A 13,614-nucleotide genomic window follows, 5' to 3' on the forward strand; every position below is an offset into this window, starting at 1 on the left:
TTTTAGTTATTATGGGTGGACTTGTTCGTTCGACATTAAATGAGTAGATCAACCATTTTTATGTTCTCATGATCAGTTAGACCCGGAGCCAAAGGAGCAGATACATAAGACTAGGGCTGTGGTAAACTGTTGTCAATATGTTGGAGACGGTCGCTGATGCAATAACATCTGTTTGTCGATCACATTTTTATTTTAGAATGGAAGGGGTATTTATAATGAAACGGTTGAGGAAAACGATGCTTGGGGGAACGAGCTTGGCGCTGTCACTGTTTATGCTGTCTGCTTGTGGATCTGAGGTTGCTACGACAGGAGCATCTGTGGATACAAGTGCTCTGCAAGAGAAAATTGCTGGACTTGAGAAGAAACTGGTGGAGCAGGGTGCCAAGAGCGTTGAGCAGGAGCAAAAGATCGCAGCACTTGAGACCAAGTTGAATGAGCTGAGTACAAGTGTGATTGCGGTAGGGGAGGCTGGTGGTCAGTCGCCTGTAGCCTCGGGAAACAACGGATCGGCCGGGAAAGGCGATGGGGTGCTGATTACGTTTGCCCAGTATGAGAAGCTTGAGGTTGGCATGTCGGTGGGAGATGTCATCGAGATCCTCGGCGGCGAAGGTGAAGCGCTGAGTGAAGCGGAGAATATGGTGGTTTACAACTATAAAGGCACAGCTGGCAATGGTGCCAATGCCGTTATTGCTTTTCAAGGCGGGAAGCTGTTGACGAAGGCGCAGTCGGGATTGAATTAAAGAGCGTGGATTAAGGAGCATTCTTTTCGTGGTACCGTGGAGGTATCGAGAAGGATGCTTTTTGTGTTCTTTTACGGAGAATGGAGAGGTTTGGTGGAGGTTGGGCACGATAAATTAGGGCTGGGGGTTTCTTTTCAGTGGCAGGTGTGATAGAACTGAGAAGTGGCTATCCTGTAATGGGATACGCGGTTGTGAATCGGGAACATAGCTGGTTACAGAAAGGATGCTTAACGGATGTACGTTGTATGCAAAGAACACGTGGACATTGCCATCGACATGTTTGTCGATGAGTATGAGGACGCTCCAGATATCGTTGATCTGAAGGAGACGGAATTTGCCGATTGGGACCCGCCTGCGAAATGCGCCGAGTGCGAACAGCACGCGGAATTCCTCGTCGTTTAGCGTACTGTAGGACTTAGACGGCTGGAGGCGTGCTTAATGTGGCACTTCGGGCTGACTTTCCATCCGGTATGAACATCACAGCAAGAAGCCAAAGAGAGCGTGATGAGCGCTCTTTTTGTGTTTGTGGGGGAATCTCGTTAGCATTTGGTGAAAAGTGTATGTTGGAACTAACGATGCGATGAAGCATATTACTTATAGAATATCTCGCAGGACAATTTAGGAGGAATGGATTGTTATGTTTATTCAGATTATTGGCGTAGGCAAATTGAAGGAAAAGTATCTGACGCTGGGCATTCAGGAATATGCCAAGCGGCTCGCCCCGTACATCAAGTTTCAGATGATCGAGGTCGCAGACGAAAAGGCGCCCGATACCCTGAGCGAAGCTGAGGTTCGGGCGGTAAAAGAGCGCGAGGGCGAACGCATCCTCGCGCATGTGAAGAGCGAGGCGCATGTTGTCGCGCTCGCATTGGATGGCCAGCTCTGGAGTTCTGAGGAGCTGGCATTGGAGATCGACAAGCTCGGCACGTATGGGACGAGCCATGTCGTGTTTGTCATTGGAGGAAGCCATGGGCTCTCCGATGAGGTATTGCGCCGCGCGAAGCAGCGCTTGAGCTTCGGGCGCATGACCCTGCCGCATCAGCTTATGCGGCTGGTATTGGTGGAGCAGATTTATCGCGCGGTGAAGATAAATCGGGGTGAACCTTATCATAAGTAAGGGCAAATTTTATATATTTCTAACGCCAGTTTCGCAAAAAAAATCAAAAATTATAGATCGTATTATAATATAGTTGTTACATCTCCATGGAGGCGATGGAATGAATTACATGGAATCGGTAACCAAAGCAATTGTCTATATAGAGGCCCATCAATCCGATGATATTGCAGTAGAAGATATTGCTGCAGGGGTAGGGTACTCTCCTTATCTCTACTGAAGAGCTCTATCTGACGGGTATGGAGATGCGAGGACTCGACACTCAGGAGATCGGAAAGCTATGGAAAGCCTTCAGGCAATGCGCGGTTGAGATTGATGATAGGCGAAATCACGAATCGATTTATTATGCTCTAGTTGAGCTTACCGGAACGGAGTGGGAGGTCTTTTACGCCGCTTGTGTCGAGGTCGGAGAAGTTGGGAAGCCTCCTGCAGGAATGGTGGATAAAGTCCTGCCGCCAACGACCTATGCTGTATTCTCCCATAAAGGAAGCATTGAGCGAATACAAGATACGATCCAGTATATTTACGGCACGTGGCTGCCTAAATCGGGGCGATTACGCATGAACCAACCGGAATTTGTACGGTATGACCACAGATACCTGGGGCCATTGAATGAGGATTCGGAATTTGATATCTACATCCCTATAGGCCCGAGTGTAACATGAGCGAGGATTGGAGAAATGTATGAAGGGGATGATTGGAAAGTGAATGCAGGATATTCTAAAGTAACATTATCCGATGCCTCACTGGGAATTACGTTTCCCATGACGGTGATGTATCCGACGGACAGGCCGGAACAAGAAGAGCGTCTAGGGCCATACCTGCTGGAATTGTCTAGAGACGCAAACCCCTTGGAAGGGGAGTTTCCTCTAGTTCTTATTTCTCACGGAACGGGTAGTTCGCCTTTTGTATACCGGACACTTGCCCGACATTTGGCGCGAAACGGTTTTATCGTCGGCATGCCCGAGCATCCTTACAACAACCGAAACGATAATAGCCTGGAAGGGACGGTTCAAAACCTTGCTTATAGACCGAGGCATCTTCGACTGGCTATCGATTGGTTTTTTGAGAATGATCAGGCCAATGGTAAAATAATGCCCGATAACGTATCGGTCATCGGGCATTCCATGGGGGGCTACACAGCACTCGCAGCGGTAGGCGGAATACCTGCCTCATTTGCTCACGAGTCATCCGATGGACAATCGCGTACCTTAGAGATAGTGCAGGATCCCCGGATCAAGTCTCTGGTTTTATTGGCACCGGCGTCGGTATGGTTTCGTGCTGACGGGGCATTGAGTGCAGTTAATCTCCCTATTCTTATGCTGGATGCAGAGAAGGATCCATATACTCCTTCCTTTCACGCACAAATTATTATCGGGGGAGTTGCTGACCAGAACAAGATTCATTATAAAACAATCGAAAATGCGGGGCACTTTTCCTTTCTGAGCCCCTTTCCAAAATCAATGTTATTACCGTCATTTCCTCCATCCCAAGACCCTCCCGGATTTGATCGCGAACAATTTCATGTGTGGCTCAACGTTGAGGTACTACAATTCCTAAGTAGTCATTAATCAACTTTTTGATTTAAGGGCACCCGACTGGGTGCCCTTAGAACTTGCCGTTACAGATAGTGCGGTGAACCGTACCACAAGTAAGCACAAAGTTATCCTTAATTGAAGCGTCAAAGAACAGTTCAATGTCTTTGACGCTTCTTTCATCGGGATTATTTCGGAGGTTTACAGTAATCTTGTTAATGATGGAGTGGAGCAAATCCTTTTGTTTCACTGGTTCAACCTTCGTAATAACTGTGTGTCGAAGGGTGGGGGGGAGTTTACATCAATTTTGTGTTTGGCACTTTCAGAAATGGCATTAGCACATCCATCGACCGACTTTGAATATAATTTAAAGCGATACGATAACAAGTAAAATATGTAGGTTATGGTAATTGCAATCTACCTTAACGTAATGTAGAATTACTTGATCGAAAAAACATGAGGGAGTGGGAGTATGAGGTGGAAACGGAAGACTTACATTCAGTCGACTTGCGTAATTTCATATTTCCATTCCATTAGGACACTAAAGCATTTATTGCTTTAGTGTTTTTATTTTATGGGGGTGTAATAATTGTCAAGGTACAAAAGGGTTCTCGTTAAGCTAAGTGGTGGAGCAGTAGCAGGAAACTCTGAATTTGGTTTTGAGCCAGAAAGGTTAGACCATATTGCGGATGAAATTATGTCAGTAGTAAGTTTAGGCGTTGAAGTATCGTTAGTTATAGGTGGGGGTAACATTTTCAGAGGTAATATGGCGGAAAGCTGGGGAATAGAAAGAGCAGAGGCTGATAATATCGGGACACTCGCGACTGTAGTAAATAGTTTAATGCTTCGTGGGGTTCTAAAAGCCAAAACAAACAAAGAAGTTCGTGTAATGACAGCAATACCTATTACATCAGTTGCTGAACCATACATCAGACTAAGGGCAGTTCACCATCTGGAAAAGGGCTACATTGTAATTTTTGCAGGGGGGAACGGTCAACCTTACGTTACAACAGACTATCCTTCAGTACAGAGAGCCATCGAGGTTAATTGTGACGCTTTATTAGTTGCAAAGCAAGGTGTTGATGGTGTCCTCAATGCAGACCCTAAATTTGATAAAGATGCAAGGAAATTTCGTTCGCTTCATTACAACGACGTTTTAAAACATAACTTAAAGGTAATGGACCAATCAGCTTTCATTTTAGCAAGAGACTACAATCTGCCAATGCATGTGTTTAACTTCGATAAACCAGGCTCGATGAAAGAAATTTGTGAAGGTAAGAATAACGGTACGATAATTAGTGGCGAATCAGTTTCAGAGTTGGAATGAAATATGTTAGAAATACTACTGATATGTATTCTTGTGGTCAAACTGTACTTTATGCTTAGATACATCACGGTGAACCGTACCATAAGTGACGGTCGAAAATATGGCAAACTGCTGCAAAGGCTCCTTATCAAAACATTGGATATCAATCCGTTCCCACAGCCGTAATCCAATGAACACACCGGCAAAAGCCGAAGGAACAGATCCAAGAGCCAAAACAGGGTGCATCTCGAGAGAGATGTTTTTTTTCGTTCCTAATTACAGCAAGATGTGGAAAGTCGAGCGAAACCCGTTATGTTATTTTATTTGCAGAAAAGGAATGATCAAATTCGAGCAAAGAAAGGAGCAGACAGAATGAGAAGCGAGCCGCGATCTTACAAATCAGAATCGGTAGGGAGTTTTTTGATAGGCGCATAGATATGGTAGGTCGAATCCAGATGGTGGACGTCATCAAAAGCTTGAATGAGTTCAATATCGGTTTCTGCCGTTTCCTGCTTGGCAATCTTTAGAAATCTGGCATAGTCGTTTTCCAGAACATCCCCAATGTCAAGTATTTCACCACAATAGTTGAACCTTGCACAAAAAATCTGTGGCACATCAACCGTGAAAAAATAAGGTTTATCAATTTCAATGCTGCTTGGGATCCCAAACAGTACCTTAAACCGAGTTGAATCGGGTTGACAGTTTGAATAAATGACATAACAGGGACCATTTATTTCATCAATATGACTCAACAGCATTTCTGAATGTGCGCGAATCTTCTCCTTGTAATCATCATTGGCTAAATCCACTTCAAAAGCGATCCCACTGATTCGGGTCTCCTTGAATTCGGTCAGTGTGAAATCCGTGACTATATCACCGTTAATGTTTTTTATAGGTCTCTTCACCACTGTAGGTATGGTGACAGGAGAGATGGTTGTAAGTCCTGTTTTTAAAGAACTTGGAGCTACGCCGTATTGTCGTTTGAAAGCACGAGTGAATGAGGCTTGTGTACCGAAGTTGAGCTGATAGGCAATATCGGTTAGAGAGCTGTTTTTGTTTTGAATAAAGGTTAAAGATGCATTCAATCTTCTGGATAGAATGTATTGGTTTAACGAACAGCTCATCATAGCGGAAAACAGCCGATGAAAATAGTATTTAGACATGTTGAAGGTATTGGCGACGGATTCTACGGTTAAGGACTGTTGTAAATGGTCCTCGATATGGATCAAAGCACGTTCAATGACTTCGTTATGGTCCATAATTACTCCTTATATCAAGTTTTGTGGCAAGTATACCATACGTCCATCAGCAAATAAATTTATTGTCTTAGGAGGAAAAATAGATGACGCAAGACCGAAGGAATGCTGGGATACTGGGGATTTTTTATATCCTTGCTGCAGTGACGTCAATCATAGCGGTTGTTTTGTATGGACCGGTTCTGTCAGAACAATGGCAGATGGCCGTGGCAAATGGATCGGAAACAAAGGTCTTAATCGGTGTATTAAATGACCTCTTACTTATGGTAACGGCTGTTGGTACAGCAGCCATGCTGTTTCCCTACGTTCGGCATTGGAGTGAGCATCTAGCACTAGGGTATCTTTGTTTCCGGTTTATGGAAGCTGTTTTTATTGCGATTGGTCTCGTAAGTATATTGGGTTTGTTACAACTTAGTTCACATTATGATACAACCAACTTAGCAAGTAAAACCAATTTTGAACCCATAGGGCTGTTGATGCAGTCGATTTATCGCTGGACGGCTATGTTGGGTCCAAATCTCATGTTGGGCATAAATACTAGTCTGTATAGTTATTTGCTTTATCGAACAGGCTATGTGCCTAAACCGTTAGCGATTTTCGGAATGATTACAGCGGTTATGGTATTTTTAGCTGGTTTGCTGCAAATGTTTGGAGTCATCGGACCCTATTCGGCGGTAAAAGGATTGATGGCGCTTCCTGTGGGCGTTTACGAGATGAGCCTGGCAGTCTGGTTAATTGTGAAGGGATTTCATGGGGAGAACCTTGCTAAATTGAGAGCAAAAACAGCTTCTTCGTCTATAGTAAAATAATCAAAAGTTCTTTGATCGAAAGACTAAGAAGGTGATGATGATTCAACTCATAATATCGGGCGAAATTTGGTGGAAAGACTCCTTATCTAATTAACTGTTCTCGATTAGCATTTGTTGAATTTGATGCTCGTATTCGGCGAACGCTTCCGACATTCAGAGTGAACTCGCACCGAAGAGGAATAGGGATAAAATTTTGTGCTTCCGGGCAAGTTAGGGAATAATAACATCGAGGGGAGTGCTGTATGATGGCAAGAAGAGGGAGAAAATATGCGGTGCCAGGGGTCGAACAGGGGATGCAAGCGTTCAAAGCAGATGTAATGAAGCGCGAAGGATATACCGTAAATCCGAATCAACCAGACGATGTAAAATACGAAGTGGCGAAAGAGCTTGGTGTACCTCTGTACCCAGGAAACAATGGTCAACTGACAACGGAATCAGTAGGCAAAGTCGGAGGCAAAATTGGGGGTTCCATGGTTAGGGAAATGATCCGTCTCGCTCAGGAGCAAATAGCGTACAGGGAGTAATCCTGAACTGAAACCTTCGGAAGTTTTTTGACCGGGAAATAGAAGAGATTCGGGTAGTTATGAACCGGTTAAGATTAACCCTTGCCGCATCAGTTGATGCGGCTGGTGCTGGTGGAGCAGATTTATCGCGCAGTGAAGATAAATCGCGGTGAACCCTACTATAAGTGACGGCCAAAAATAATAAGGACTACGAATTCCATGGTATAACTTCGAATGTATCCTTCACGAACGATACGATAAATCAATAAAGAATGTTGAAGGCAGCCCACTCTTTGTGATAGGCTGCCTTTTCTCAACGTACAGTTTAGTTCAATAAACTTTTTGATTCTTCATGTCCACCAGGAAATGGCATAAGATATTGACGTTCGTTTGACATACACTTTTATTGTTTCCTTTTTGTCAATATTGTTTCTTGGAATCTTTATTAATGATGTAATGTTTTTTATACTTGGTGAAGAAGATTTCCAAAGGAGTTTGACTATGAAACGTATCCGAGTGAATGTCACAAACAGCTGCCGGAAGTGGAAAAAGACGAATTAATTTATCGGCTCACGGATAATCTGAATCAATTGCAGAAGCGGTTTCAAGCGAAAGAAGACGATGAAGAACGGAACTGGATGATGAAGCAAACGGACAGCCCTGCCGTCATCACATTTCTTAAAAGCTGTACCGTTATGATGCTTCATGTCCTTGACGCCATTGGGGAACTAGAACCAGTTAACGGTGTTCGAAATTCTCAGAAGTTGGACATTTCACGAGGAAGCATATCCAAAATCACGAGGAAGTTAGTGGGCGAAAATGTGAATCAGGCGGAGTATCTGCCGGATAACAAAAAACGATCCTGTTTCGAACGACGCCGCTCGGAAAAGAAATCTTCCGTATAAATCAGGCGTTGCAGAGGATTGTGGGAACGAATGTCCACGCCTTTTTAAAGCAGTTATGACACACAACAGTTGTCTTTTCTCATTCAAGTGATGGAAGATATATTAAACATGTCATGGGTGAAGGCAGAGGAAAGTTTTGATTCTATTGAGGGTGGTCAAATTGCAGCTGAGGGAACAAAATACGGGACAAAGGCCAAGGATGATCCTCTTCCCAACATTCAAGACATCCTCCACCGATTGGATGAAGCCAGCTTGAACAAGGTGAGGAATTTGTTAATGGTTTTATTTTTGGATGCCTCTGTGAATCGGTGAACTATACCATAAGCGACGGCGTAATTTTTGTTGGGATATGCTGGTGGACGTGCGGAAGCTGACGCTGACTCCTGCGTCGGGACTGCGCTTGGGGCTGAGCGCAAAAAGGAGGACCAGCTATGATTAGCAGGTCCTCCTTCGGTTTAATTCCGGAAATTCCAGGTTATAGAACTGACCTTTAGTGTTATAGGCAGCAAGTGAGAAGTGCATTTATGGCAAGGGCGAGAAATGATTCCCGGAGTGGTAAAGTGGCTTGGTGAGAACAGTATGCTTATTCAACTAGTGGATTGGTACACGTGAGGAGCCAAGCAACTACTAGGGCTTTAGAGTTACATTATAAATCTTGATATAGTGGTATAATGTACGTTTAGAGCTAGAGTTCATCGCAATGAGGAGGAAAAGACAATGGATAGCCAACAGATTCTCATCCGAAACAACGTCAAGGTAACCGGCTATGGTTCGAAGGCTCTTATATTTGCTCACGGCTTTGGCTGTGATCAGAATATGTGGCGCTTTGTCGTACCTGCTTTCGAAGAGAAGTACAAGGTGATATTGTTTGACTTCGTGGGTTCGGGAAGGTCCGATATTCAAGCTTATGACTCATCTCGTTATTATGACCTGAACGGTTATGCCCAGGATATCTTGGACATTTGTTCAGCACTAGGATTGCAGGATGCCATTCTGGTCGGTCACTCCGTCGGTGCAACGATCGGTATGCTGGCATCTATTCAAAGGCCGGATTACTTTGAGCGGCTTGTTCTGATAGGTCCTTCTGCACGCTATATGAATGATCTGCCGGATTACATCGGCGGGTTTGAACGGGAAGATTTAGTGGCTTTATTGGATATGATGAATATGAACTTTCAAGGATGGGCGAATTATCTGGCTCCTGTTATTATGGGAAACACAGACCGGCCGGAACTATCGGAGGAGCTGGAAACGAGTTTTTGCGCAACCGACCCCAAGATAGCCCGCCATTTTGCGGAAGCAACTTTTCTCTCTGATTACCGTAACGAACTCGGCAAGGTAGTGGTGCCATCATTGATCCTGCAATGCTCTGATGATATGATCGCTCCGTTGGAAGCTGGTGCTTACGTTCATCAGCAGATGAAGGGGAGCGAGTTTCGACTGATGGATGCAACGGGTCATTGTCCGCACCTGAGCCATCCGGATGAAACTATTTGCCTCATCAGTGAATATTTCGCCTCAATGGAATTGAGACAGGAAAGCGAGCTGCATACGTAAAATGGACGAACGGTTGGATCTTGCTCCCTGCGGTTACTTATCGATGGATCAAAATCGGACGATCCGCACCGTCAACGCTACCTTTTGTCACTTGTTACAATATGAAAAACAAGGGGTAATAGGCACCAGCTTTGAATCCCTATTAACCCGGTCCAGCCAAATTTTCTTTCGGATTTACTTTTTGCCGTTGATTAATCTTAATCGCCACGTGGATGAAATGTATTTAATGATGAAAACAGGCAGCGGCGGAACACTTCCCGTTCTTCTAAACGCTGTGCTTCGAGAGCGGGAAGACGAAACGTTCCACGACTGTGTCTTAATTCCCATATTGGGCAGGAAGGAGTACGAACAGCAGATTGAACAAGCTGAGAGTGCTTATCGGAAGGCGCAATTTGAGCTGCAGCGGATTGAACAGGAGCTTGAAAACAAGAAGGAAGAACTTGCATCATTATTTAATCCCGAGGTCTAACTCTTATCGCTTCTTATTCATGCACTTACACGTTGGCAAGTTGGTAATCCTAGAATATAACCGGAGCAGCCGCCGCCGATATGGCGGCTTTTTCCTTAAAGAAATCCGTAGTAGTGGTAAGGTTCGACAATGATAGAGCATATTTAATTAATGTCATGCCACACGGAAGTTTAAGTTTGGAAATATTCCTTGAAGATTGTATTGGAAGAATAAATATTGAGTATATACTTCCAGACATACAAAACGACAAATTTGATAAAATACTAAGTTTTAATTATACAGCTACAAGCAAGTTTAAATACTTCGTTCATTTTTTATAAAAAAATATTTTCAAAGAATACATAAGGAAACAGGTTGTGAATATAAGGATTGGATAAAAGATATTAAACAATCGAAATATGGGACAGAACTGTACATAACTGATAAGGATGTTCTTATTTCGCGAGTTCATGGTTACCGTAGGAGTAATATTTTTAAACAGCAACAAAATTCAAGCATAAGAACAGAGTTGTAGTAAATTTGAAAAAGGAATTTAAGTGCGTTTTGATAGATAACATCATTGGTTTACCCAAGTAACTACCCTAGTCAAACTTCCCCCTACTTATGATACGGTGAACCCTACCACAATGGGTTTCAAAATTTCGTTTATTCTGGCGTCGTTAGAAATAGAGAAGTCATTTTAAGAATTACGCATGTCACACATCGAAATGAATTATTAACAAGAGCGGAACTAGATTTCATCATGTAGCGCCCTTCCCAAGGAAAAAAATACATATGGTCTTATTCATGGGGATATCAGCCCTGGCAATTATCTTAATGATGGGGACAAAGCCTTTATTATTGACTATGATGAGGTGGAATATAGCTGGTTTGTTTCTGATATTGCTACACCATTATTTTATGAAATCCCAATTCCTTGGGTTGTGTCTGGAGATGCGAGAAAGGAGATTGCAAAACGGTACTATTTCAACTTCTTAAATGGCTATTGCAAGGAATACACTGTAAGCCAAAGCCAGTTAAACAAAGTTCCACTATTTATAAATTTAAGGCAAGCTAGAGTTTTAGCTGCGCTCTATAGAAGCAGAGACTTTAACGCTCCTGATTGGACTGAATGGTATGAGCAAGCCCGACGCTTCTACTATGAAAATTTATTAAATAACACTCCTTATATTGATATGGACTTTTTGAGTTAACCGGTGAACCCTGTCACAATTAGCGGAATAGAGGATTTACACACAAAGAGGATCCAATCACCTAAAATCATGACTGGATCCTCAAGAATAAACTTAAATTTCAAAATCAATCGTACCCTTTTCGGTTAATTCAAAGGGACCTGGTGTGACATCTGCATCGGGTCTCTTTGTTCCGTAGAAATCGGAGTCAAAATGATATGGACTGCTGTCTGGTTCCTCATACTTCATGTTGGCGTGATACGTCTTTCCAAGCAGGTCCGTAGTAATCAACAAGGCAGAGGTTCCCCGAAGCAATTCGGGATCATTGATCTGAATGTGCACCTTACCAAGCGCGGGATCAATCTCAACGTTCATGCCCTTCTCTGCATATATCTTCGCACTCGATTCATGAGTACTTGGAACCGCATGGTTAAGATATACATTTCCACCCATAGCTACCGGAAGAACGGCATTGCCGATAAAGAAATCCTTCGCTGCATCGCCAAGCTCCATAAGCTCCTCTTTAGTGTATTCCCACCATTTCTTATCTTTCACATCAGGATGTTGATCGTAGCCGCCAAGTCCCACAGCATGCAGATAACATATGGAATTGTCCGGAACACCATCCATGACCGTCTTCCCATCCGCTCCAACTTCATCTCTTGGTTTAAGGGGAAGATGCTCAAAGAAGGTAATAGGAACGGGTTCTTTATTCTCATCGTTATCACCCAAAAAGATATTATTGTAGTACCTGTCATCGCCCCCCGTGATATTGGAGTATCCGGCCATGGCCGTCTCGTGAGGGAAGTGATATGGGGTAATACGGGTAATCTCGGAACGAACGACAAATCGGCCTGCAAATAAATTATGAGCAAATGCCCCGCCCTGAGCCATATTTCTGAAATTCATCGGAGAGAGAAATAGGTTGTGATCGACCATATAAGGACCATGGCAAACCTCAACGAAGAGATCTTCCGAAAGATTGTCAAAAAATACATTGCGGCTGATGCGAGTCCCCTGTGCCTGCCAGTCCAGCCAAAGCGCTCGGTAACAGCTATACATTATATTTTCACTAATCTGAGTATCCAGGGAAGCGTGTAGCTTAATTCCCGCTACTTCGGCACCATGTCTGAGTCGTTTATGATGAATATTATAGATACGGTTCTGATAAATGCGGCTGAAGGCTGCTCCCATATGACCCACAATACCTGCCTGTTCACAATCATGAATCACATTACCTCGAACGATGTGACTGCCGACGTTATCCTTATGCCAGCCGGAGCGTAATGCTCGTAAAATAACCTCCTGCTCGCGTTGAGTACCGCCTTTACTATGCTTTTCCAAAGACTTGGTGTGACCTGTACCGATTTCGGTACCCAGGCTAATACCAACGCATTTGGATTCACTGATGATATTGTTCTCAATAATCCAGCCCTTACTCCAGTGAGGTCCAATCAAACCTTCCTGATAGTCCGTAGGTGGTGCCCATTGAGGAGAGGCTTGACGAAGTGTGAAGCCACTCACGGTGATATAGTTAAGTCCCGGTTTCTCAGGCCAGAAGCAATAAGGACGTACATTAATTTCTACATTTTCCTTACGAGGGTCTTTTCCACCAAAGTTGGCCCAGATTTTTGTTGTCGTAGAACCAACCTCGGCATACCATTTTAACAATGAATCCTTGGGATACTTGGCTTCGGACCAAACTTCAGGGTTGTTAACGCTTTCAATACTATCGCATTCATACAATGATTTGCCATCCAAATAGACATCGCCGAGATGAATTGGGAAGGACCCGTCAAATAACCAGTCTCCACTGAGCTCTACCTCATAGGGATTACGAACGGAAAAGAGGGAATTGAGCACTTCTGTGCTCCAGACATGGTTTCCTTCAGACTTCCAGTTGGTAATCCGCTCAGCTCCTGTAATCACGACTTCCCCGTCTCCTGCGGATCGATATACGATTCTATGCTCCGCTGTTCCTCCATTAGCCGGGTTAACCCACTCTCTGTATACTCCCGCATGAACAATAACTGTATCACCAGCCATGGCATAAGCCGCAGCGCGTGATATGGTACGAAGGGGCTGATCTGCTGTTCCTTTTCCTTGATCATTCCCATGGTTGGACACATGATATTCCATAACAACTCTCCTTCTATTATAAAATGTTTGTTGTATCCCGTTATTATACTAGAAAATAATTATAATGGCAGAGATAGGAAGGTGTATGTTAGCCTAAATTGATATTGAT

Annotated in this window: 16 protein-coding genes and 1 pseudogene; 14 read left to right on the forward strand and 3 right to left on the reverse strand. The window is 43.7% G+C overall.

Annotated elements, in window-relative coordinates:
• The first annotated feature begins 215 nt into the window (after positions 1-215).
• The 6 genes from QF049_RS23670 (at position 216) to pyrH (ending at position 4,716) form a co-directional block, all read left to right on the forward strand.
• The gene (locus tag QF049_RS23670; protein ID WP_307540978.1) at positions 216-740 is read left to right on the forward strand and encodes a hypothetical protein; all 525 of its coding nucleotides are present in this window, start codon (positions 216-218) and stop codon (positions 738-740) included.
• A 234-nt stretch (positions 741-974) separates the two neighbouring features.
• Positions 975-1,142: a CxxH/CxxC protein gene (locus tag QF049_RS23675; RefSeq protein ID WP_017691462.1), complete on the forward strand. Its 168-nt coding sequence runs from the start codon at positions 975-977 to the stop codon at positions 1,140-1,142.
• A gap of 235 nt (positions 1,143-1,377) precedes the next feature.
• Positions 1,378-1,857: a 23S rRNA (pseudouridine(1915)-N(3))-methyltransferase RlmH gene (rlmH, locus tag QF049_RS23680; RefSeq protein WP_017691463.1), complete on the forward strand. Its 480-nt coding sequence runs from the start codon at positions 1,378-1,380 to the stop codon at positions 1,855-1,857.
• A gap of 227 nt (positions 1,858-2,084) precedes the next feature.
• Positions 2,085-2,519 (forward strand): GyrI-like domain-containing protein, encoded by a 435-nt coding sequence (locus tag QF049_RS23685; RefSeq protein ID WP_307543389.1) that lies wholly within the window; start codon positions 2,085-2,087, stop codon positions 2,517-2,519.
• A 15-nt stretch (positions 2,520-2,534) separates the two neighbouring features.
• Entirely contained in the window at positions 2,535-3,425 is an 891-nt protein-coding gene (locus QF049_RS23690) for an alpha/beta hydrolase family protein (RefSeq protein ID WP_307540981.1), read from the forward strand.
• 553 nt (positions 3,426-3,978) lie between these two features.
• Positions 3,979-4,716: a UMP kinase gene (pyrH, locus tag QF049_RS23695; protein WP_307540983.1), complete on the forward strand. Its 738-nt coding sequence runs from the start codon at positions 3,979-3,981 to the stop codon at positions 4,714-4,716.
• A gap of 15 nt (positions 4,717-4,731) precedes the next feature.
• On the opposite strand, the gene QF049_RS23700 is transcribed toward pyrH, so the two are convergent.
• Both QF049_RS23700 and QF049_RS23705 read right to left on the reverse strand, forming a co-directional pair.
• Positions 4,732-4,929, reverse strand: a complete 198-nt coding sequence (locus QF049_RS23700) for a hypothetical protein (protein WP_307540985.1) — start codon at positions 4,927-4,929, stop codon at positions 4,732-4,734.
• Between the two features lie 158 nt (positions 4,930-5,087).
• Positions 5,088-5,954: a helix-turn-helix transcriptional regulator gene (locus QF049_RS23705; protein ID WP_307540987.1), complete on the reverse strand. Its 867-nt coding sequence runs from the start codon at positions 5,952-5,954 to the stop codon at positions 5,088-5,090.
• Between the two features lie 83 nt (positions 5,955-6,037).
• Here QF049_RS23705 and QF049_RS23710 point away from each other — a divergent pair, with 83 nt between their 5' ends.
• From QF049_RS23710 to QF049_RS23745, 8 genes and pseudogenes are all read left to right on the forward strand, one after another.
• The gene (locus QF049_RS23710) at positions 6,038-6,760 is read left to right on the forward strand and encodes a DUF4386 domain-containing protein (protein WP_307540989.1); all 723 of its coding nucleotides are present in this window, start codon (positions 6,038-6,040) and stop codon (positions 6,758-6,760) included.
• Between the two features lie 245 nt (positions 6,761-7,005).
• On the forward strand, positions 7,006-7,284 hold the full coding sequence (locus tag QF049_RS23715; RefSeq protein WP_307543391.1) for a small, acid-soluble spore protein, alpha/beta type: 279 nt from the start codon (positions 7,006-7,008) through the stop codon (positions 7,282-7,284).
• Between the two features lie 81 nt (positions 7,285-7,365).
• Positions 7,366-7,452: pseudogene (locus QF049_RS23720) on the forward strand (23S rRNA (pseudouridine(1915)-N(3))-methyltransferase RlmH); the annotation flags it as partial.
• Between the two features lie 353 nt (positions 7,453-7,805).
• On the forward strand, positions 7,806-8,168 hold the full coding sequence (locus QF049_RS23725; RefSeq protein WP_307540990.1) for a hypothetical protein: 363 nt from the start codon (positions 7,806-7,808) through the stop codon (positions 8,166-8,168).
• Positions 8,169-8,276: 108 nt separating this feature from the next.
• A complete protein-coding gene (locus QF049_RS23730; protein WP_307540992.1) occupies positions 8,277-8,480 on the forward strand; it encodes a hypothetical protein in 204 nt (67 codons plus the stop codon).
• 405 nt (positions 8,481-8,885) lie between these two features.
• Entirely contained in the window at positions 8,886-9,725 is an 840-nt protein-coding gene (locus tag QF049_RS23735) for an alpha/beta fold hydrolase (protein WP_307540994.1), read from the forward strand.
• A gap of 1 nt (position 9,726) precedes the next feature.
• A complete protein-coding gene (locus QF049_RS23740; RefSeq protein WP_307540996.1) occupies positions 9,727-10,194 on the forward strand; it encodes a PAS domain S-box protein in 468 nt (155 codons plus the stop codon).
• Between the two features lie 734 nt (positions 10,195-10,928).
• The gene (locus QF049_RS23745) at positions 10,929-11,387 is read left to right on the forward strand and encodes a phosphotransferase (protein WP_307543393.1); all 459 of its coding nucleotides are present in this window, start codon (positions 10,929-10,931) and stop codon (positions 11,385-11,387) included.
• Positions 11,388-11,480: 93 nt separating this feature from the next.
• Here the strand turns inward: QF049_RS23745 and QF049_RS23750 are convergent, their stop codons facing one another.
• Positions 11,481-13,505, reverse strand: coding sequence for a right-handed parallel beta-helix repeat-containing protein (locus QF049_RS23750; protein ID WP_307540998.1), 2,025 nt, complete (start codon positions 13,503-13,505; stop codon positions 11,481-11,483).
• Between the last annotated feature and the right edge of the window lie 109 nt (positions 13,506-13,614).

The organism is Paenibacillus sp. W4I10 (genome assembly GCF_030816325.1).
Taxonomy (GTDB): Bacteria; Bacillota; Bacilli; order Paenibacillales; family Paenibacillaceae; genus Paenibacillus; species Paenibacillus amylolyticus_B.